Source organism: Pseudodesulfovibrio indicus (assembly GCF_001563225.1).
In the GTDB taxonomy this organism is placed as follows: Bacteria; Desulfobacterota; Desulfovibrionia; order Desulfovibrionales; family Desulfovibrionaceae; genus Pseudodesulfovibrio; species Pseudodesulfovibrio indicus.
The window spans coordinates 3,316,186-3,335,403 of sequence record NZ_CP014206.1; the positions used below are offsets into that span (position 1 = coordinate 3,316,186).

Below are 19,218 nucleotides of genomic sequence, written 5' to 3' on the forward strand. Positions count from 1 at the left end.
TCCCCCGATGGGATGACAACCGACCGTTTTTCAAACGGATTTTATTTCCCAAGCTCTTCCCGGGCGAGCTTTATCATTTCCGCATCTTCTTTTTCCAATTCCAGGACCTTTTCGAAGTAAGTTCCGGCCTCGTCGGGTTTTTGGGAATAATGCTTGTAAATCACGCCCAAATTGAAAAGGGCCAGGGTGTCGTTCGGGTCGATCTTCAGGACTCCCTCGTAGCACTCCGTGGCCTTGGCGTAATCGCCCTTGTTGAAATAGGCGATGCCCACGGCCTTGAGCACCGTGGCGTCCTGCGGGGCCAGGGCGCGGGCCTTTTCGAGCGGCTCCAGGGCGCGGTCCCAGGCGCGCATCATCAGGAAGGAGTTGCCCAGCCCGACCAGCGCCTCCACGTCGTCCGGGTGTTCCTTGACGCGGTCCATGAACTCGCGGACCCGGGACATGGCCCCGTTCATGGCCCCGCCCATGCCTTCGGGCGCGCCGCTCTCCCCGGCCTGGGAAAAGCTCTGCTGCTTGGCCTTGACGAACAGATTCGGGTTCTCCAGCCGGTAGACGAAGCTGGTCACGAACATGGCGGCCAGGGACACGAACACGGCCAGGATCACGGCCTTGCGGCCGAACAGGACGCGGCTATCCGTCATGGCCGTCTCCCAGGAGTTCGATCTGGCGGATGCGCTTTTCCAGGGTCGCGGACCGGGAGCCCAGCAAGGCCAGGTATCCGGCCACGCCGAGCCAGACAGCCACGTTGGCGATGAAGATGTAGGTTGTTGCGGACATATTGTTACCCTCGATGTTTGGTGATGCTATTCCTCGTCCCAGACGAGCATGGCTTCGAGACGGGCGGCCTGGCCCAGCTGCCGGATGCGGGCCACGAGCATGGCTCCCCACAGCAGGCCGAAGGCGACGAGCCCGGCGAACACGGTGTGCCACATGCGGATTTCCATGCCCGATCCCTGGCGGGCCAGCCCGTCGGGATGGGCCGAGCCCCACAGCTTGGCCGCGAAAAAGACCAGCGGCACGTCCAGGAAGGCGACGATGCCGAGCACGGCACAGACCAGCGCCTTGCGGTCGCGGCCCATGGGCGTGTTCCGGAGGACCAGGTAGCCCGCGTACACGTACCACATGATCAGCGCGGTGGTCAGCTTCGGGTCCCAGAGCCACCAGTGGCCCCACTCCGCCCTGGCCCAGGTGGACCCGGTGACCAGCGCCAGCGAGGCGAAGAGCACGCCCAGCTCGGCGGCCGCGCCCGCCACCCGGTCGAACACGTCCTTGCGCCCGAACAGGTAGAGGATGGAGGCCACGAAGACCACGAAGAAGGAGACCAGCGCCCACCAGGAGCACGGCAGGTGCATGTAGAAGATTTTCTGCACGGGTCCGGACTGGGCCACGGGCGCGTAAAACCAGATCATGGCCTGTTGCGCCGCCAGCGCGAGACCGGCCAGCACGGCCAGGATGGAAACTTTCATGACTATTCTTCCCCACTGTAGACGAACGGGAATAGGAACAGTCCCGCCCCGCCGAACAGACAATCGAATGCGAAAATCAGGCCCAGCCACTTGTCGTAACCCATGGTGTGCTCCGGCGAGAAGCACAGGCCGAACAGGGTGATGCCGGACAGCAGCACGGGCAGCAGCAGCGGAAACACGATGACCGAGAGCAGCGACTCGCGGGCCGCCTGCCCCTGGGACAGCGCGCCGAGCAGGGCGCCGATGATGACCAGCCCGAGGTCCGCGCCGAGCAGCGTGACCGCGAGCAGCCACCAGGGGCCGTGCACGGACTGGCCCAGGAAGGCCGCCGTGGCCGGGAGAAACACGAGCTGCGACACGAGCAGCAGGCCGAAGCCCGCCGCACCCTTGCCCAGCCAGACCGCGTGGACCGGCGCGGGCGAGCTGAGGATGCCGATGCGCGCCCCGTTGGCCTCCTCGATGGCGAACAGGTCGTTGAAGACCAGGACCAGGCCGAAGACCGAGGCGAGCCAGAAGATGGCCCCGGCGGCCTGGGGCGTGATCTCGCCGCCCAGCGGCTTGGACAGGGAGAACAGGAAGATCAGCAGCAGGCCGAGCAGGACCGCCTGGACCAGCCCCTGCCCCCGGACAGGGAGAGCTTGAGGTCTTTCCTCGCGATGACCTGGGAACGCTTCAGCATGCGCCCTCCGGGGTGAAGCCGGAGGCCGGGCCGAAGTACTCCACCCTGCGCCCGCCCAGGGCCAGGACCGTGTCGGCCAACGCCGAATCCTCGGCCACGTGGTGGCTGATCCAGACCACGCTCACGCCCCGGTCGCGCAGCCCGGTGATCTCGGTGCGCAGTCTGCCGAGGGAGGCCGGGTCGAGCCCGGTGCCGGGCTCGTCCAGAAAGATGAGTTCCGGGTCCGCCTGGTAGATGCGGGCCAGGTTGAGGCGCTGGGCCATGCCGCGCGAGAACGATCCGGCCTTTTCCTCGGCCGCCCGCTCCAGCCCCACCCGCCTGAGCAGCTCCATGAGCTGGTCGCGGGTCGGGGACAGCCCGTACATGCTGCCCCAGAATTTCAGGTTTTCCAGGGCGGACAGCCCCGGATAGATGAAGGTGGCGTGACCGAGATAGGCGCATTTCGCCGGGTCCGCGTGCAGCACGACCTCGCCCGCCGAGGGCTTGGCCAGCCCGGCCATGATCCGCATGAGCGTGGATTTGCCCGCGCCGTTGGGACCGGCCACGAGCATGATCCGGCCCGGGAGGACCTCGCAGGAGACCTCCTTGAAGACGAGCTTGTTGCCGAAGAACTTGGCGGCCCGCCGGACCGTGAGCAGCGCTTTGCCGGAGTCGCCCATCTACCGGACCTCGCCCGGCCTGGGCATGCGCCTGAGCAGCAGGAAGGCCACCACGCACATGAGGGTGCCGCCGATCCAGATCCAGTTGACCAGCGGGTTGACGCTGATCTTGAAGCTCGCCTTGTTGTCCTCGGTCAGGCCGAGGAGCGTGGCGTAGAGCTCGTCGCCGAAGCTCGGGATGGTGCCCACCTCGGCGAACTGCTGGTTCGGGAAATTCTTGTAGATGCGCTTGTCGGGCCGGAGCACGCCCACGTCGCGGCCGTCCTTGGTCACGGCCAGGGTGGCGGTGGCGCGCACGTCGATGTCCCCGATGTTGCGGTCCTCGTGCAGGCCGGTGAAGGTCACGGTGAACTCCGCGATCTGCGCGGTCTCGCCCTGGGCCAGGATCACTTCGCGCTCCACCTTGTAGGGGCCGGAGAAGGCGATGCCCAGCGCCAGCAGCACCAGGCCGAGGTGGATGCCGTAGGCGCCCCAGGACTGGCGCATGGCGCGCATGGCCGGATACAGGGCGAAGAGCAGGCCGATGCCGACGATGGCGGCCACGCTGGCCGCGGCGGTCAGGGCCGCCAGCACGTTGGTCATGCCGGTGAAGTACAGGACGCCGAAGGAGACCACGAGCACGCCGCCCACGATGGACAATCCCATGACGTTGCGCACCCCGCCCTTCCAGCCGAGCCACGGACAGACGCAGAAGATGAGCACCAGAAGCGCCATGAACGGCAGGCAGACGCGGTTGTAGAAGTTGGCGTCCAGCCCCATGGGCGAGTGGGTCCAGAGCTGGCTGATGACCGGCCACATGGTGCCGAGGGTGACGACCATGCCGAGCGCCAGCAGCACCCAGGCCGCGATGACCAGCATGCCCTGTCGGCTCAGAAAGTCGGACAGGGAGCGGTGGGTCAGCCGCTCGGACAGGAAGGTGACCATCACGGTCAACCCCATGAACACGACCATGGACCAGAACAGCGGCTTGGCCACCCCGGACGCCCCGAAGGTGTGCAGGGAGTCGATGACCCCGGAGCGGGTCAGGTAGGTGGAGAAGATGCACAGGACGAAGGTCAGGGACATGAGAAACACGTTGGTCCGCTGCAGCGCGTTGCGCCGGGACTCGATGATCGCGGTGTGCAGCACCGCCGTGCCCGCGAACCAGGGGATCAGGGAGGCGTTCTCCACCGGGTCCCAGGCCCAGTAGCCGCCCCAGCCCAGCTCCATGTAGGACCACCAGCCGCCGAGGATGATGCCCGCGGTCAGGAAGATCCAGGACAGGATGTTCCAGTTGCGGACCACGGCGATCCACGATTTCTTCTCGCCCGCGATGGATGCGGCCAGGGCCGAGCAGGCGGGGATGGTGTACAGGGCGAAGCCCAGGAAGAGCAGCGGCGGATGGAAGATCATGCCGGGGTTGCGGAGCAGCGGGTTCAGGCCGCGCCCGTCCGCCGGGGCCGGGATGATCTCGATGAACGGGTTCGACCAGCCGGTGAGCAGGAGCAGGAAGAACGCCTGCACGGTCAGGAAGAACATCCAGAAAAAGAGCTTGGTCCCGTCGCTGAAGGATTTGTAGCCGGGCGTGGCCACGAAGATCATGCCGGACACGGCGATGATCAGTTCCCAGAACAGGAGCGACCCCTCGCGGCCGCCCCACAGGGCGGTCAGGGTGTAGACGAAGGACAGGGCGTTGTCCACGTTGTCGTAGACGTAGCGGAAGGAGTAGTCGCGCGAGGTCAGTCCGACCAGGAGCAACAGGGTGGAGAAGATCACCCCGCCGGCGGCCAGCATCTGGCCCCGTTCCAGCAGGGTCAGGGTCTCGCCCTTCCGCGACCAGGCGGCATAGCCGGCGAACCCGGCGAGAAAGAGGAAGGCGAGCAGGGAAAAGAGTAAACCGACGTATCCGGTCAGATGCATACAGGCTCCTTAGAACGAAATCGACCAGCGAACGATGGGGCGCTCAGGCCCCGGACCCGCGATGCCGATCAGCGGGTTTGAAGGCGATAGAGGGAAAAATATCGGACCGCAACCATGTGAAAAAGATTTCACTAGCCCTTCTGGTTCTTTCCCTGCTCCATCTGCTTGCTCTGCTCCTCATACTTGGAAGGACACTTCGTGACCAGGGTCTTGGCCACGAAAACCTGCCCGTCGGGAGTGAACCGCCCTTCCACGATGACCTCGACGTCCTCCTTGAAGGTGTCGGGCAGCGCGCCCTTGAACTGCACGCGCAGGGTCTTGTCCGTCTCCATCTTGTCCACCAGGTCGAAGTCCGCGCCGAGCTTGCCGTCGGCAACGGTCAGGTTGGCGGGCGAGACCTTGCCGAACAGCCGGGCGTTGCCGATCTCCGCGCGGTCCTGGGCCAAGGCCTCGGTCACGTTGAGGAAGTAGACCGAATCCTGGGTCAGTCCGGAGAATATGAGGTAGGAGAGGCCGCCCAGAAACAACACCAGGGCGACTGCATACACGATCTTATTGGAATTTTTGGCCATTAATGTTCCTTGGCGCGCAAAACGCCTGCTATTTTCCCTTTCGGACCGAGCCGTTGCGGTCGCGGGTCAGTTCATCGCGCTGGGTGCGCGCGAGCTCCCGCATATCCACCACCTGATCGGTCTCGTCAACTATTTCACTGCCCAAAATCTCTTCCAGGACGTCCTCCAGGGTGACCACCCCGGCCACCCCGCCGTACTCGTCCAGGACCACGGCCAAGTGCATCCGGCTGCCCAGGAACTGCACCAGGAGCTTGTCCAGGGTGATGGTCTCCAGCACGAACCGGACGGGCCGCATGATGTCCGACAGCTTCATGTCGTCGCGGTCGTCGGCCAGCGCTTCGAGCACCACCCGCCGGTAGACCACGCCCACGATGTCCTCCGGGTCCTCGTCGTATACCGGGATGCGGCTGTGGGGCCACTCCGGATGCGACTCCCGCGCCTCGGCCACGGTCATGTCCGCGGGCAGCGAGAAGACCACGGTCCTCGGCGTCATGATCCCCTCCACGCTCTTGCAGTCCAGGGAGAGGATGTTGCGGATGGACGTCTCCTCGTAGGGCTTGATCACGCCCGACCGCCGGGTCAGGCTGACGATGGCCCGAATGTCGTCCTCCGTGTGGTCCGGTTTGGCCTCGCGGCTGTTCACCGCCTTGGACAACAGGCCCATGACGGCGATCACCGGCTTGAACAGCCAGACCATGCCCCGAAGCGGCCTCGCCAGCGGCGGGGCGATGACGTCCGAGTAGAGCACGCCGATGGTCTTGGGCATGATCTCGGTGAAGATGAGAATAATTACTGTAAAGACCACTGTAAAGAGCCAGAGGGTGTCTTCACCGTAAAGTTTGGCCCAGGCCCAGCCCGCCACGGCCGCTCCGGCGGTGTGGGCGCAGGTGTTCAGGGTCAGGATGGCGGTGATGGGCTCATCGATTCTTGTGCGGAGCTTGTGGAGCAAAGCCGCGGACTTGCGCCCGCTATCCTTGAGCTTCTGGATGTCGGCCCAGCTCATGGAATAGAGGGCCGCTTCGGCCACAGAACAGAACATGGACACGAAGACGGCCACGCCGACGGCGAGAATGAGTTCAATCATTGGTTCCTGTCACTTCCTGGAAACGGTCCGGACTAATGCGTTGCATCAGGTTATGGATGTAGCAGATGCCATGAACCGGCGCAACACGCAACAGGCTTGACTTCCAGGGCGATCGGGGTCAACAGGACGGGCATGAATCCGACCGCAGCCGAGCGCACCCCCGTGGTCTTCCGACTGGGACACATGGGCGACGTGGCCCTGATCACCGGTGTCCTGTCCCACTGGCACCGGACCCACGGCGAGACCTTCGTGGTCGTGACCCGCGAGGGCAACCTGCCGCTGCTTGAAAACCACCCCGCCGTGGCCGGGACCGTGGGACTGACCGACCAGGACCTGACCGACTCCGGCTGGCTGCGCAAGACCGGCGAGTTGGCCCGCCGGTTCGCGGGCGCGCCCCTCTACGACCTGCACGGCACCCTGCGTTCGCGCATGCTCGCCCTGCGCTGGAAGGGCGAGGTCCGCCGCTACCCCAAGTTCGGCATCACCCGCCGACTCTTCGAGCGCACCCGGTCCGACCGGTTCCGCGCGAAGCTCGAAGCCCTGAACGTGCCGCAGCGCTACGCCCTGGCCCGGGACGACGCCCCGCCGCCCCGCGAAGCCCTGCTGCCGACCGTCCATCTGACCGAAACGGAACAGGCCGAAGCCGCGACGCGCCTCGCTCCGCTGTCCGGCGACAACCCCCTGGTCGCCCTGCACCCCTACGCCACCCACCCGTCCAAGCAGTGGCCCATGGAAAGCTGGACCGCCCTGACCGGGCTGCTCGACGGCGCCGGGTTCGACTGGTTCGTGGTGGGCCGAAACCAGGCCCCGCTCCTGCCGGACCATGGCCGTGACCTGACCAACGCCACCGGCCTGCGCGCCACCTGCGCGCTCCTCGGCCGGGCGGACCTGCTGGTCACCGGCGATTCCGGCCCCATGCACCTGGCCGCCGGGGTGGGCACGCCCGTGGTCGCCCTGTTCGGGCCCACGGCCCGCGCCTGGGGATTCTACCCCGCCGGGCCGCGCGACACGGTCCTGGAGCACGCCCTGGCCTGCCGCCCCTGCTCCCTGCACGGCGCGAAACAGTGCACGCGCGGGTTCGAGTGCATGACCCTGACCCGGCCCGAAGCGGTCCTCGACGCGGTCCGCGCCGTTCTCGGCTGAACCGTCCCGTTCCTCAAATACAGTGATTCGACGCCCCGGCGGAAAACCGGGGCCAATGCCCGTGCCGACAGGCTACGCGGATCCGCGCGCGCCCCAGTACCGCTCGATCGTTTCGGCGCGCTCCTCCAGCAGCTCAACCACGCCGTCCGGGACCAGCAGCCGCAGGTTGCGCCGGTCCAGCCAACGGCGGCGGATTTGCCCGCCCTTGATGTCCAGCCTGGGGATGTCCACCAGCCGGATGGTGTTGCCGCCCGGCAGCCGCCACTCCCCCTGTTCCTCTTCAACGGCCTCGGGCCAACTCGACTCCACGAACCCGGCCACGGCCTCGGCGGCCTCCCAGCGGTTGACCACCACCAGCGAGGCGAGCTCGGGAATCTCCAGCCCCCGCCGCCACTTGTGCAGCTCCAGAAACGTGGACGCGCCCAGGATGAAATACATCTCCGTATCGGGCTGTTCCGTGCGGTAGCAGGTCAGGGTGTCGCAGGTGAATGAAGGGCCGGGCCGCTCCGCTTCCAGCGGATTCGCGCCCAGTCCCGGAATGCCCTCGATGGCCCGCCGGACCAGCTCCAGCCGCAGCTCGAACGGCAGCATGCCCTCGCCCGGCTTGTGCGGCGGCTCCGCCGCCGGGACCAGCTCGACCCGGTCCAGCCCGAGCCGCTCCAGCACCTCGATGGCCATGCGCACGTGCCCGGTATGCACCGGATTGAAACTGCCGCCCAATATCCCTGTCTTCACGCCCGATCTCCTTTGTTCGGGGCAGCATACCCCTTCCCCCCCGCCCGCGCAAGGCGGCCGGGGAAGGAAGATGAATGCCTCCGGCGGCCAGGGGGGAAACCTCTTGAGAGAGGTTTCCCCCCTGGATCCCCCTTCCAGAACTTTTTGTCGCTCGCTTCGCTCGGGTTCGTGCGGTGGCGGGCAACAGGCGCAAAAAAACCGTCCCGGAGGACGGTTGCGTTCCTATTTTCAACTCCCGCACCCGCACGCATTGAGGCTTTCGAGAGTGGTTCAGCCGTGCATTTTCTCCCCGAGGGGTTTGACCGCAGCGTAGTGGGCCTACGTGAGGATCAAACCCCTCGGGGAAAAATGTGCGGATGGGCCGCTATCGGAAGCCGCCGCTACTCCCTGACCTGGCCTTCGCCCAGGAGGACGAATTTCGCGCTCGTCAGTTCCTTGATGCCCATGGGACCGTAGGCGTGGAGCTTGGACGTGGAGATGCCGATCTCCGCGCCCAGGCCGAGCTGGCCGCCGTCGTTGAACCGGGTGGTGGCGTTGGCGACCACCAGGGAGGCGTCCACCTCGCGGATGAAGCGCATGCAGTTCTGGTAGTCCTCGCTGAGGATGGACTCGGTGTGGTTGGAGCCGTACCGGGCGATGTGGTCCATGGCCTCGTCCAGCCCGTCCACCACCTTGACCGCCAGGATCAGGTCCAGGAACTCGAAGCCCCAGTCCTCGTCGGACGCGGGTTCGGCGTATTCCCCGAGCAGGGGCAGGGACTGGGGGCAGGCCTTGAACTTCACGCCCTTGGGGCCGATGGCCTCGGCCACCCGGGGCAGCAACTCGCCCGCCACGTCGCGGTGGACCAGCAGGCATTCCAGGGCGTTGCAGCCGCTGGGGTACTGCATCTTGGCGTTCTCCACGATGGGAACGGCCTTGTCCAGGTCGCAGGAAAGATCGGCATAGATGTGGCAGACGCCCTTGTAGTGCTTGAGCACGGGCATGGTCGCCTGGCTGGTCACTGCGCGGATCAGCCCCTCGCCGCCGCGCGGGATGACCACGTCGATGTATTCTTCGAGCTTGAGCATCTCGGCCACGGCCTCGCGATCCGTGGTGGGCGGCACCTGGACCGCGTCGCGGGGCAGCCCGGCCTCTTCCAGGGCGCGGTGCATCAGCCCGGCCAGGCAGGTGTTGGAGTGGAACGCCTCGCTGCCGCCGCGCAGGATGACCGCGTTGCCCGCCTTGAGGCAGAGGATGCCCGCGTCCACCGTGGCGTTGGGCCTGGATTCGTAGATCATGGCCACCACGCCGAGGGGCACGCGCATGCGGCCCACGAGCATCCCGTTGGGGCGCTTGACCATGGACTCGATCTCGCCCACGGGGTCGGCCATGGCCGCCACCTCGCGGCAACCCTGGATCATGGAACCCAGTACCTTTTCGCTGATGGTCAGCCGCTGCACCCGCGCCTTGTCCAGGCCGCGCTCGGCGGCCGCGTCCAGGTCCAGCTTGTTGGCTTCGGCAATGGCCGCCGACTCGGATTCCAGCAGCCCGGCCAGGATCAGCAGGGCGTCCGCCTTGGCCTTGCCCGAGGCTGCCGAGAGCTTGCGGGCCGCCGCCTTGGCGCGCTTGCCCATCTCCACCATCTGTTCGCGTATGTCCATTTTCCGCTCCTTGAGATATCGTCCGCGAAAGCCGAATGAAATTCAGTTCCGCCAGGATCAATTTGCTAACCTCCGCCGGGGGATAAAGTCAATTCCCGCGTCAGGCCCCCGCATACACTTTGGATCGCCGAATTTCGATCGATTTACGCATTTTGTTATTTGCCCCGACAAGAGCTTGATTACAAGCGCTGTTTTTGGCGATTTTCCGCGCTTTTCCCAAAATAGGCTTTGACCTTTTTTACAATTTTGCTTATCAACGCCTCTGCGTTGCCGGGCCTTGCTTCCCGGCCGTCAAACCTCGAAAATCACCTTCCACGGAGGCACGAAAAACCAATGGCTGCAACCAATCCCGCTCAACCCGAGGCGCTGGCCGATATCGAGGCCCGTACGCCCCAAGCTCTGCACCCCATCCTCGAAGCGGCGTTCACCTACCGCAAGCAGCTCGTCCTCGGCGTGGCCGCCATCCTGGTCGTGGCCGCCGCCTACGCGGGCTTTCAGGCATACGGCGCAAAGGCCAAGGCGTCCGCCCAGGCCGAACTCGGCGACATCCTGATGACCACCACCGGCGCGGAGACCCTGACCAAGCTGGACGGCTTGATCGGCACGGCCCCGTCCTCGGTCAAGCCCGCCGTGGTCCTGGAGGCCGCCCAGACCGCCATGACGCTCGGCGACTACGCCAAGGCCGCCGGTTACTGGGAGGCCCTGGTCGGCCTCACCGAAGGCGAGATGCAGTTCGTGGCCCGTCTCGGCAATGCCAAGGCCATGCTCCTTTCCGGCAACGCCGCCGACGCGCTCAAGGAAATGAACGAGCTGGTCGGCCTGGCCTCCGCCGCCTACACCGTGCCGGTCTACCGCCAGCTGGCCCTGACCGCCGAGGCCGCGGGCGACACCGCCCAGGCCCTGGCCGCCTACAAGAAGCTGGAAGAGGAAAAGGTCGGCGACACGCCGTTCATCGAATACAAGATTTCCCAGCTGGAATCCAAGTAACGCATCATCAATAATGGGCCGTTCCGGTCAGGGACGGCCGCAGGAGAGAAAAATGGCTAATCCGCTCTTGGGTGACACTCCCGGCGACACCCATCTGCTCCTCGGCAACGAGGCCATCGTTCGCGGCGCCGTGGAAGCCGGTATCCAGGTCGTTTCCTGTTATCCCGGCACCCCGTCCAGTGAAGTGCCCGACACGTTCTACCGCCTCTCGCCCGAAGGCAGGTACTACTTCGAATACTCGGTCAACGAGAAGGTCGCCCTTGAGGTGGCCGGTGGCGCGACCCTGGGCGGCGCGCTCTCCCTGTGCACCATGAAACACGTGGGCGTGAACGTGGCCGCCGACCCGCTGATGACCCTGTGCTACGTCGGCGCGCCCGGCGGCCTGGTGCTGCTGTCCGCCGACGACCCCGGCTGCCATTCCAGCCAGAACGAGCAGGACAACCGCATTTACGCCCGCATCGCGGGCATGCCGGTGCTGGAGCCCGCCACGGCCCAGGAAGCCAAGGACATGACCCGCGACGGCCTGAAGCTTTCCAAGAAACACGGCGCGCCGCTCTTGCTGCGCACCACCACCCGCGTGAACCATCTGCGCGGCCCGGTGGAGTTCGGCCCGGTTCCGGACCCCGGCAAGGCCGAAGGGTTCAAGCGCAACCCGTCGCTGTACGTGCCCATTCCGGCCTTTTCCCGGCCCATGCACGTCCGGCTGCTGGAGCGCATCGAGGCACTGCGCGAGGAGGCCGAGAACTCCCCGTACAACACGGTCACCGGCTCCGGCGATCTGGGCATCGTCTGCTCCGGCATCTCCCGCGCCTACGTGGCCGATGCCCTGGACAACGCCGGGCTGGCCGACAAGGTCGCCATCCTGGAGTTGGGCTTCTCCTATCCCCTGCCCGAGAACAAGTGTCTCGACTTCCTCAAGTCCGTGAAGACGGTCCTGGTGGTCGAGGAACTGGAGCCGGTGGTGGAAAACGACCTCCGCGTCCTGGCCCAGAAGAACAAGCTCTCCGTTGAGATCAAGGGCAAGGACGTGCTCCCGCGCAACGGCGAGTTCACCGTCACCCTGGTGGAGAACGCCATCCGCGCCGAGCTGGGCGAGGCCCCGGTCCCGACCTGCGAATGTTCCCTGCCCGAGCTGCCGGGCCGTCCGCCGAACCTCTGCGCCGGCTGCCCGCATCGCGGCACCTACTACGCCGCGCGCAAGGTCTTCGGCGACGACGCCGTCTACTCCTCGGACATCGGCTGCTACACCCTCGGCCTGCTGCCCCCGTTGCAGACCGCCGACTTCCTGCTGTGCATGGGTTCCTCCATCTCGGCGGGCGGCGGACTGGCCAAGGCGTCCGGCCAGACCGTGGTCGCCTTCATCGGCGACTCCACCTTCTTCCACTCCGGCCTGACCGGCGTGGCCAACGCGGTCTTCAACACCCACGACGTGCTGATCGTCATCCTGGACAACCGGACCACGGCCATGACCGGCCACCAGCCGAACCCCGGCGTGGACCGCACGGTCATCGGCGACAACGACCACCCGCTGGACATCGAGTCCGCCGTGCGCGGCCTGGGCGTCACCGAAATCCGCACGGTCAACCCGTTCAACCAGAAGAAGACCCTCGCGGCCCTGGAGGAGCTCAAGGAGCTCTCCGGCGTGCGCGTGCTCATCGCCAAGGAGCCCTGCCCGCTCTACACCCGCCGCGTCTACAAGAAGGTCGCCCCGCAGGTGGCCTACGTGGCCGAGTCCTGCACCGGCCGTTTCGAGTGCCTGGACAAGCTGGCCTGCCCGGCCATGTACAAGGAAGGCGGCAAGGCTGCGGTCAACCCGATCCTGTGCAACGGCTGCATGCTCTGCCTGCAGGTCTGCGGCCACATCAAAGCCAAGAAGAGAGGCAGCTAGCCATGGCTGATACCAAGAAGATCCGCATATTCATGACCGGCGTCGGCGGCCAGGGCACCCTGACCGCCACCACCCTGCTCGCCAAGACCGTGCTCAGCCAGGGGCTCCCCGTGACCTCCGGCGAGATCCACGGCATGGCCCAGCGCGGCGGCGTGGTCGAGTCCACGGTGCTCATCGGCTGCAAGTCTCCGAAGATCGGACTCGGCGAGGCCGACATCCTGCTCGGATTCGAGCCCATGGAGACCATGCGCGCTCTGCCCTACCTGAAGCAGGGCGGCCTGGTGGTTTCCTCCACCGAGTATCTGCCGCCCCTGTCCGTGGCCATGGGCAAGATGGATTGCCCGACCATCGACGACATCAAGAAGGCCGTCTCCGCCTGCACCTCCAAGGCCTACTACATGGCCAACCAGTCCATCGGCCTGGAGGCCGGTGCGGTGCAGTCCGGCAACGTGGCCATGCTCGGCGCGCTCTGCGCGGCGGGCGAGCTGCCCTTCGGACCGGAGGCCCTGGAGGCCACCATCAAGGCGACCCTCCCGGCCAAGATCCAGGCCGTCAACCTCAAAGCCCTGGAGCTCGGCGTCAAGGCCTTGAACTCCTAGAGACAACCACATGGCAACCAATACCCAGGACCACTCCGATCTCAGCTATCTGCATACGCTGAAGACCATTCAGGAGACCTTGAAGCGCGAGACAACGCTCGAGGAGTCCTTGAACGCGCTCCTGAAGACCCTGGCCCTGGACATGGAATATGTCCGGGCGTTCATGGTCATCATGGACCCCAAGACCGAGAATCTGAAGCTCTCCCTGACCTACAGCCCCGCACAGTCCGACGACGTCACCTACTCGCCGGGCCGGGGCATCATCGGGCGGGTCTTCGACTCCGGCCAGTCCATCAGCGTGCCGCGCATGTCCGACGACCCGGAGTTCCTGAACAAGGCGTTCGGGCGCAGCGAGGAGGAGCTCAGGAAACTCGGCTTCATCTGCGTCCCGGTGCTCAACCTGCGGTCCGACGAGACCGAGGTCATCGGCGCGCTGTCCGTTGACGTGCCGCTCATCCCCGCCGACGACATGGCCGCCCACCGCGACTTCCTCGAAGTGGTGGCGGGCATCATCGCCGGGCACGTGGCCCAGCTCCAGGAGGAGATGGCCACCCAGAACCACCTGCTCTCCCAGGGCCTCATGGCCGGGGGCGCGGAAGCGGTTCCGCCCAAGGACTTCGTGGCCGCCAGCAAGGCCATGCGCCTGGTCCTGCGCCAGTCGAGCCAGGTGGCCCCCAGCCGGGCCACGGCGCTCTTGCGCGGCGAGTCCGGCACCGGCAAGGAGCTGCTGGCCGAGGCCATCCACCAGTCCAGCCCGCGCGCGGACAAGCCGCTCATCAAGCTGAACTGCGCGGCCCTGCCGAGCGAGCTGATCGAGTCCGAGCTGTTCGGCCACCAGAAGGGCGCGTTCACCGGCGCGTTCCAGACCAAGCGCGGCCTGTTCGAGGTGGCGGACCAGGGCACCCTGTTCCTGGACGAGATCGGCGAACTCTCCATGGACGCCCAGGCCAAGGTGCTGCGGGCCATCCAGGAGAAGGAGATCCAGCGCGTCGGCTCCGAACAGACCATCACCGTGGACGTGCGCCTCATCTGCGCCACCCACCAGCCGTTGGAAGAGCTGCTGGAAAAGGGCCTGTTCCGCGAGGACCTGTACTACCGCATCAACGTGTTCCCCATCTTCATCCCGCCCCTGAAGGAGCGCCGGGAGGACATCCTGCCCCTGGCCGAACACTTCCTGGCCGATTTCGCCGACGAATACGGCAAGGAAGTCAAACGCATCTCCACGCCCGCCATCGAGCTGCTGGTGATGTACCACTGGCCCGGAAACGTGCGCGAGCTGAAGAACTGCATGGAGCGCGCGGTGCTGCTCTGCGAGGAGCAGGTCATCCGCACCTACCACCTGCCGCCGACCCTGCAGTCGGCGGAGAGCTCGGCCACCGGCACCAACCTCTCCTTCGGCGAGGCCGTGGCCAAGTTCGAGCAGGAGCTGCTCATCGACTCGCTCAAGAAGACCGGCGGCAACATGCTGCAGTCCGCCCGCGACCTGCGCGTGTCCTACCGGATCGTCAACTACAAGGTGAAGAAGTACAACATCGACGTGAAGAAGTACTCCCAGACCAAGAAGAAGACGAAAAAGAAGCTCGAAGTCTAGCTTCGACGCGACCAAAACAATAAAAAAAGCGGCCCGGATTTTCCGGGCCGCCTTTTTCAATTCATTTTCCCAAAGCCGTTCAAAAACGCCAAGGGCAAGGCGCAAGAAAAGCCCGAGGCCGACGCGTGGTGACCCACGCGATGGTTCGGGCTTTTCGCAGCAACGCAGCTATTGGCGTTTGGATCTACTTGAAGGAACGGGAGAACAGCTCTTCGAGAGCCTTCTTGCCGTTTTCCTCCAGGAAGCGGGTGCCGGTGCCGGTGAAGTGCGCGGCGGTGATGGCCGGAGCCTCGACCGCGACCCAGGCGCCGTGTTCCCACTTGGACCAGGCGGACTTGGTCTGGTCGAAGACGTACAGCTCCTTGTTGCAGATCTTGGCGAACTCGGCGCCCCAGCCGGTGCCGCCCTTGACGGTGCCGTCCTCCAGGATGGAGCCGACCACGAAGATCTGCTGGCTGGATTCCACCTGCCACATGATGGTCTGCAGGACCTTGCGCATCTTTTCCGCGTTGGTAAACTTGCGATTGAGCAGCCTGGAGACGTAGGTCAGGCTGACGTCCTTCTGGGTCAGCTCCTCGTCGGTCAGGACGCGGACGCCGCGGGTGCGCTCGATCCTGTGGCCCTCGAAGGTGTAGTTGACCTCGGACAGGCCGTGGTACTCGGCGAGTTTGCCGAACTGGTTCTCGGCACCCTGAGCGCCGCCGCTGAAAAGAGTGTGGTTCTGGTAGGGCATGGTCTCTCCTTGGTGTGATTCAATGCGAAATTCGGTCGCGGCCGGACGGCTGGACATGCGTACTATGCACGGCCCGCCCTCGCGAAGCAATGCCACTTGCAACAAAACGGGCCAAAAATCCACCCTTTTTTGGTAAAAATAACGATTTTCCGTAATCGATCCCTGCACCGGCGACGCCCCGCTCCATTGACAACCCCGCACCCCATGCATACTTCTATGTAATAACCACTCTCATTTTCAAACGGAGGTGATCCACATGTACGGCAAGCCGGCAATCCTGACCCTGAGCGGGTTATTGGTGATTTCGCTGGTCCTTGCGCTGACGTTGTTCACCTCGCCAAAGGAACGGGCAATGGCGGAAAGCGCAAACAATACCACGTACGAGACGGCCACCCTCGCGGGCGGCTGCTTCTGGTGCGTGGAATCGGACATGGAAAAGCTGCCCGGTGTGATCAAGGTCGTGTCGGGCTATGCGGGCGGGGCCGAAGTGGACCCGAGCTACGAGATGGTCTCGAGCGGAACCACGGGCCACCGCGAGTCGGTCCAGGTGACCTTCGACCCGTCGCGGATCAGTTACGCCCAGGTCCTTGACCACTACTGGCGGCACTTCGATCCCACGGACGAGGGCGGCTCCTTCGGCGACCGGGGGTTCCAGTACACCTCGGCCATCTTCTATCACTCCGAAGAGCAGCGGGCGACGGCGCAGGCGTCCAAGAAGGCGCTGGACGAATCCGGCCGCTTCGACAAGCCGGTAGTCACGCCGATCCTCGCCTTCACCACCTTCTATCCCGCCGAGGGCTACCACCAGGACTACTACAAGCACAATCCGGTGCGCTACAAGACCTACCGCTACTTCTCCGGCCGCGACCGGTTCGTGGACGACCTTTGGGGCGCGGAGGCGGACGACGTGGTCGAGGCGGCGCAGCACGGCCCGGCCGCGACCGCGCCCGCCGGCAACGGCTTCGTCAAGCCGGACGACGAAACGCTGAAGCGGCAGCTCACGCCCCTCCAGTACAAGGTGACCCAGCACGAAGGCACGGAACCGCCCTTCAACAACGAGTATTGGGACAATCACGCGGAGGGCATCTACGTGGACGTGGTCAGCGGCGAAGTGCTCTTCTCCAGCACGGACAAGTACGAGTCCGGCACCGGCTGGCCGAGCTTCACCAAGCCCCTGGTGCCGGGGAACATCGTGGAGAAGGAGGACCGCTCCCTCTTCTCGGTCCGCACCGAGGTGCGCAGCCGCGAGGCGGACTCCCACCTGGGCCACGTCTTTGACGACGGCCCCGCGCCCACCGGGCTGCGCTACTGCATGAACTCGGCCGCCCTGCGGTTCGTACCCAAGGCCGACATGCAGGCGGAAGGGTACGGCGAATACCTGTACCTGTTCGAATGATCGCCGCCCTGCGGCAGGATGACTCGGGAGCCGTTCCAAAGGGAGCGGCTCCCTTTCTTTTGCGCGCCGCCGCGCCGCCGCCCCGAGAAGAATCATTGCAAACAAAGATATCCATTGATAAACAGAATGACGGAGGGTTTCCATGTTTCAGCGCCACGCAGTCGCCAGGTTCGCCCTCGCGGCCATCCTGCTGGCCCTGCTCTGCGGCGTCGCCGATGCCGGGTCCAAGGCCCGGCTGGTCTGCGACATCTGGCCGCCCTATCAGCTGCGCACCGGTTCGGGCTACGCGGGTTTTTCCGTGGATGTGGTCCGCGCTGTCTACGCCGGCCTGGGCCAGCCCGCCCCATCCATCTCCACCCTGCCCTGGAAACGCGCCATGGATATGGTCCGCTTCGGCGACTCGGACGGGCTGTTCTCGGTCAACCGGACCCCTGAACGCGCAAACTATCTCGACTATCCTGACGAACCGCTGCTGGAGACCCCCTGGGTCATCTGGACTCGGATCGCTTCCCCTATCCGGACCCTGGACGACCTCAAGGGCAAAAAGGTCGGCGTGGTCCTCGGCTACAGCTACACCCCGGAGTTCTGGCGGTTCATCGAGGCCAACTGCGAGGTGGATCGGGTCCCCACCGACGAGATCAACTTCCGAAAGCTCTCCGAGGGCCGGTTGGACGCGCTGGCGGCCGAGTACGGCAACGGGCTGTACCTGTCCGCCTCCCTGGTTCCCAGGCCCCGGCCCCGCCCCGACATGGAGATCAAGCGCGACGGCCTGTACATCGCCTTCAGCAGGGCGCGGGTGGACCACGCCTTCGTGCAGGCGTTCTCGGAAGAGCTGAAGCGGTTCAAGCAGACCAGGGAGTACCGGTCGCTGCGCGAGAAATACCTGTCGCCGCCCTAGCCGCGGCCCCGTCTTTCCGCCGCCCCTTTTGACGGCTTCCCCGTTTTCGCGCTAGCGTTCCCGACAGACCATCCGGTATCGGCGAACCTTCATCCGCAGGGGGCACCATGTACGTCGTCTATCTGGCCGCAGCGGCCTTGATCGGGGCCGTGATCAACATCCTGTTCTTCGGCGCGCCCCTGGCGGACGCCCTCCTGGCCTGGCTCCTGGGCGTCCAGGTGGGCCTGGGCGCTATCTGGGCCTTCCTCGGCCACTACTTCAAGTCCGACGAGGTGGCGGCCTACATCGGCTGGCCCCCCGGCAACCCGTTCCAAAAAGAGATCGCCTTCACCAACCTGGCGCTGGGCCTGTGCGGCGTCCTGAGCTTCCTGCTCCGCAACACCCCCTGCGCGACGGCTTCTGGCTGGCCACCATCCTCTTCGCCACGGTCTTCCTCTGCGGCGCGTTCACGGTCCACCTCACGGACCGCAAGGAACACGGCAACAAAAAACCCGGCAATGCCGGGCCTGTCTTCTTCGCGGACATCGGGATGCCTGCGTTGCTTTGGGTGCTGTATTTGGTGCGGTAGACAAGCAATTCTACACTAGACTAAACTACGACTGCAAATACTCGTTTTTTATTTTTCTTGCATCTGTAATAAACCAATCTAACATTCCCCAACTGTCAATAACTGTAGCATCATTACCCATACTCTTCCTTATTTCAAGCAACAGTGAACCTAAAAGTATCATCAAGTCATACGGCTTAGCATTTTCGATTTCTGACATATTATAAACATATTGCATTAAATTATTAAAAGCTAGCACTACTCCATCAGAACCAACAAGTGATAGCTTAAAGGAGTAGCGCCGATATTCAATACTCAACATCCTATCAACAGCTAGTTTATCTTTATCAATATTCTTATTCTTTTTATCACGCTGCCAAGCTTCCTCTGTCATTAGAAGCATTATAAATGGATCTAATATATCATTATAGACGCTTATTCGGTCATCTCTCATCACTTCATCCATTTTAATCCGCCTTTCAATTGACTGCCGATACTTCCAACCAACTGCGGATAAAATCAAAACAATAATTGGAGTTGACACTGCGCCTATAGCTGTCACTACACTTAATATAGTCGTTTCTGCGCCAGTACTCATAAAGACCTTCTTTGTGTTATTTGTATTTTTATAGAAAAAAATTAATTTTATAGCAACATCAACAAAATGAAGAGGGCCGCCCATCCGGGCGGCCCTCTCATTGA

19 protein-coding genes and 2 pseudogenes are annotated in these 19,218 nt (G+C 64.3%); 9 read left to right on the plus strand and 12 right to left on the minus strand.

Going from position 1 to position 19,218, the window contains the following annotated elements; translation table 11 throughout:
- Window positions 1-41: 41 nt before the first annotated feature.
- The 8 genes and pseudogenes from AWY79_RS15155 to AWY79_RS15185 form a co-directional block, all read right to left on the minus strand.
- Window positions 42-641, minus strand: coding sequence for a tetratricopeptide repeat protein (locus tag AWY79_RS15155; RefSeq protein ID WP_066805799.1), 600 nt, complete (start codon window positions 639-641; stop codon window positions 42-44).
- A complete protein-coding gene (locus tag AWY79_RS18420) occupies window positions 631-777 on the minus strand; it encodes a CcmD family protein (RefSeq protein WP_078063803.1) in 147 nt (48 codons plus the stop codon). Before AWY79_RS18420 ends, AWY79_RS15155 begins: the two co-directional genes overlap by 11 nt.
- 26 nt (window positions 778-803) lie before the next feature.
- On the minus strand, window positions 804-1,466 hold the full coding sequence (ccsA, locus tag AWY79_RS15160) for a cytochrome c biogenesis protein CcsA (protein ID WP_066805802.1): 663 nt from the start codon (window positions 1,464-1,466) through the stop codon (window positions 804-806).
- Window positions 1,467-1,468: 2 nt separating this feature from the next.
- Window positions 1,469-2,145, minus strand: a pseudogene (locus AWY79_RS15165) (heme exporter protein CcmB).
- Complete coding sequence (locus AWY79_RS15170; RefSeq protein ID WP_066805805.1) at window positions 2,139-2,804, minus strand: ABC transporter ATP-binding protein; 666 nt, start codon at window positions 2,802-2,804, stop codon at window positions 2,139-2,141. Before AWY79_RS15170 ends, AWY79_RS15165 begins: the two are co-directional and overlap by 7 nt.
- Window positions 2,805-4,703 carry a heme lyase CcmF/NrfE family subunit gene (locus AWY79_RS15175; protein ID WP_066805808.1) on the minus strand — a complete coding sequence of 633 codons (1,899 nt, stop codon included), beginning with the start codon at window positions 4,701-4,703 and terminating at the stop codon, window positions 2,805-2,807.
- A gap of 131 nt (window positions 4,704-4,834) precedes the next feature.
- Complete coding sequence (locus AWY79_RS15180) at window positions 4,835-5,275, minus strand: cytochrome c maturation protein CcmE (RefSeq protein ID WP_066805810.1); 441 nt, start codon at window positions 5,273-5,275, stop codon at window positions 4,835-4,837.
- Window positions 5,276-5,303: 28 nt separating this feature from the next.
- The gene (locus AWY79_RS15185; protein WP_066805813.1) at window positions 5,304-6,359 is read right to left on the minus strand and encodes a hemolysin family protein; all 1,056 of its coding nucleotides are present in this window, start codon (window positions 6,357-6,359) and stop codon (window positions 5,304-5,306) included.
- A 132-nt stretch (window positions 6,360-6,491) separates the two neighbouring features.
- On the opposite strand from AWY79_RS15185, the gene AWY79_RS15190 reads away from it, so the two are divergent.
- Window positions 6,492-7,502, plus strand: a complete 1,011-nt coding sequence (locus tag AWY79_RS15190) for a glycosyltransferase family 9 protein (protein ID WP_066805816.1) — start codon at window positions 6,492-6,494, stop codon at window positions 7,500-7,502.
- 72 nt (window positions 7,503-7,574) lie between these two features.
- Here the strand turns inward: AWY79_RS15190 and nadD are convergent, their stop codons facing one another.
- Together nadD and AWY79_RS15200 are read right to left on the minus strand one after the other, a co-directional pair.
- Window positions 7,575-8,237, minus strand: a complete 663-nt coding sequence (gene nadD / locus AWY79_RS15195) for a nicotinate (nicotinamide) nucleotide adenylyltransferase (protein WP_078063804.1) — start codon at window positions 8,235-8,237, stop codon at window positions 7,575-7,577.
- 380 nt (window positions 8,238-8,617) lie between these two features.
- The gene (locus tag AWY79_RS15200) at window positions 8,618-9,877 is read right to left on the minus strand and encodes a glutamate-5-semialdehyde dehydrogenase (protein WP_066805819.1); all 1,260 of its coding nucleotides are present in this window, start codon (window positions 9,875-9,877) and stop codon (window positions 8,618-8,620) included.
- Window positions 9,878-10,210: 333 nt separating this feature from the next.
- On the opposite strand from AWY79_RS15200, the gene AWY79_RS15205 reads away from it, so the two are divergent.
- From AWY79_RS15205 to AWY79_RS15220, 4 genes are read left to right on the plus strand one after another with little or no spacing between them, the layout of a single operon-like run.
- Window positions 10,211-10,864 (plus strand): tetratricopeptide repeat protein, encoded by a 654-nt coding sequence (locus tag AWY79_RS15205; RefSeq protein ID WP_078063805.1) that lies wholly within the window; start codon window positions 10,211-10,213, stop codon window positions 10,862-10,864.
- 52 nt (window positions 10,865-10,916) lie between these two features.
- Window positions 10,917-12,752: an indolepyruvate ferredoxin oxidoreductase subunit alpha gene (gene iorA, locus AWY79_RS15210; RefSeq protein WP_066805822.1), complete on the plus strand. Its 1,836-nt coding sequence runs from the start codon at window positions 10,917-10,919 to the stop codon at window positions 12,750-12,752.
- Window positions 12,753-12,754: 2 nt separating this feature from the next.
- Complete coding sequence (locus AWY79_RS15215; protein ID WP_066805825.1) at window positions 12,755-13,351, plus strand: indolepyruvate oxidoreductase subunit beta; 597 nt, start codon at window positions 12,755-12,757, stop codon at window positions 13,349-13,351.
- 10 nt (window positions 13,352-13,361) lie between these two features.
- On the plus strand, window positions 13,362-14,942 hold the full coding sequence (locus tag AWY79_RS15220; protein WP_066805828.1) for a sigma-54-dependent Fis family transcriptional regulator: 1,581 nt from the start codon (window positions 13,362-13,364) through the stop codon (window positions 14,940-14,942).
- A gap of 184 nt (window positions 14,943-15,126) precedes the next feature.
- Here AWY79_RS15220 and AWY79_RS15225 read toward each other — a convergent pair whose 3' ends face one another.
- Window positions 15,127-15,675, minus strand: coding sequence for a hypothetical protein (locus AWY79_RS15225; RefSeq protein WP_066805830.1), 549 nt, complete (start codon window positions 15,673-15,675; stop codon window positions 15,127-15,129).
- Window positions 15,676-16,027: 352 nt separating this feature from the next.
- Here AWY79_RS15225 and msrB point away from each other — a divergent pair, with 352 nt between their 5' ends.
- From msrB to AWY79_RS19650, 4 genes and pseudogenes are all read left to right on the plus strand, one after another.
- Window positions 16,028-17,071, plus strand: a complete 1,044-nt coding sequence (gene msrB, locus AWY79_RS15230) for a peptide-methionine (R)-S-oxide reductase MsrB (RefSeq protein ID WP_233490936.1) — start codon at window positions 16,028-16,030, stop codon at window positions 17,069-17,071.
- A gap of 142 nt (window positions 17,072-17,213) precedes the next feature.
- The gene (locus AWY79_RS15235) at window positions 17,214-17,969 is read left to right on the plus strand and encodes a substrate-binding periplasmic protein (RefSeq protein WP_066805834.1); all 756 of its coding nucleotides are present in this window, start codon (window positions 17,214-17,216) and stop codon (window positions 17,967-17,969) included.
- 107 nt (window positions 17,970-18,076) lie between these two features.
- Window positions 18,077-18,334 (plus strand): annotated as a pseudogene (locus AWY79_RS19645) (DUF6790 family protein); the annotation flags it as partial.
- Window positions 18,319-18,537, plus strand: coding sequence for a DUF6790 family protein (locus AWY79_RS19650; protein WP_066805843.1), 219 nt, complete (start codon window positions 18,319-18,321; stop codon window positions 18,535-18,537). The pseudogene AWY79_RS19645 and the gene AWY79_RS19650, both read left to right, overlap by 16 nt.
- 25 nt (window positions 18,538-18,562) lie before the next feature.
- Here AWY79_RS19650 and AWY79_RS15250 read toward each other — a convergent pair whose 3' ends face one another.
- Window positions 18,563-19,198, minus strand: a complete 636-nt coding sequence (locus AWY79_RS15250; RefSeq protein ID WP_199533823.1) for a hypothetical protein — start codon at window positions 19,196-19,198, stop codon at window positions 18,563-18,565.
- Between the last annotated feature and the right edge of the window lie 20 nt (window positions 19,199-19,218).

What these genes read in the sequence shown, in the direction of transcription:
- AWY79_RS15175 (WP_066805808.1), bottom strand. Translation starts at nt 4,703, where the DNA reads ATGCATCTGACCGGATACGTCGGTTTACTCTTTTCCCTGCTCGCCTTC.
- AWY79_RS15250 (WP_199533823.1), bottom strand. Translation starts at nt 19,198, where the DNA reads ATGGGCGGCCCTCTTCATTTTGTTGATGTTGCTATAAAATTAATTTTT.
- ccsA (WP_066805802.1), bottom strand. Translation starts at nt 1,466, where the DNA reads ATGAAAGTTTCCATCCTGGCCGTGCTGGCCGGTCTCGCGCTGGCGGCG.
- AWY79_RS15180 (WP_066805810.1), bottom strand. Translation starts at nt 5,275, where the DNA reads ATGGCCAAAAATTCCAATAAGATCGTGTATGCAGTCGCCCTGGTGTTG.
- AWY79_RS15170 (WP_066805805.1), bottom strand. Translation starts at nt 2,804, where the DNA reads ATGGGCGACTCCGGCAAAGCGCTGCTCACGGTCCGGCGGGCCGCCAAG.
- AWY79_RS15200 (WP_066805819.1), bottom strand. Translation starts at nt 9,877, where the DNA reads ATGGACATACGCGAACAGATGGTGGAGATGGGCAAGCGCGCCAAGGCG.
- msrB (WP_233490936.1), top strand. Translation starts at nt 16,028, where the DNA reads ATGGCGGAAAGCGCAAACAATACCACGTACGAGACGGCCACCCTCGCG.
- AWY79_RS15205 (WP_078063805.1), top strand. Translation starts at nt 10,211, where the DNA reads ATGGCTGCAACCAATCCCGCTCAACCCGAGGCGCTGGCCGATATCGAG.
- AWY79_RS15215 (WP_066805825.1), top strand. Translation starts at nt 12,755, where the DNA reads ATGGCTGATACCAAGAAGATCCGCATATTCATGACCGGCGTCGGCGGC.
- AWY79_RS15235 (WP_066805834.1), top strand. Translation starts at nt 17,214, where the DNA reads ATGTTTCAGCGCCACGCAGTCGCCAGGTTCGCCCTCGCGGCCATCCTG.
- iorA (WP_066805822.1), top strand. Translation starts at nt 10,917, where the DNA reads ATGGCTAATCCGCTCTTGGGTGACACTCCCGGCGACACCCATCTGCTC.
- AWY79_RS15155 (WP_066805799.1), bottom strand. Translation starts at nt 641, where the DNA reads ATGACGGATAGCCGCGTCCTGTTCGGCCGCAAGGCCGTGATCCTGGCC.
- AWY79_RS15185 (WP_066805813.1), bottom strand. Translation starts at nt 6,359, where the DNA reads ATGATTGAACTCATTCTCGCCGTCGGCGTGGCCGTCTTCGTGTCCATG.
- AWY79_RS15190 (WP_066805816.1), top strand. Translation starts at nt 6,492, where the DNA reads ATGAATCCGACCGCAGCCGAGCGCACCCCCGTGGTCTTCCGACTGGGA.
- AWY79_RS18420 (WP_078063803.1), bottom strand. Translation starts at nt 777, where the DNA reads ATGTCCGCAACAACCTACATCTTCATCGCCAACGTGGCTGTCTGGCTC.
- AWY79_RS15220 (WP_066805828.1), top strand. Translation starts at nt 13,362, where the DNA reads ATGGCAACCAATACCCAGGACCACTCCGATCTCAGCTATCTGCATACG.
- AWY79_RS15225 (WP_066805830.1), bottom strand. Translation starts at nt 15,675, where the DNA reads ATGCCCTACCAGAACCACACTCTTTTCAGCGGCGGCGCTCAGGGTGCC.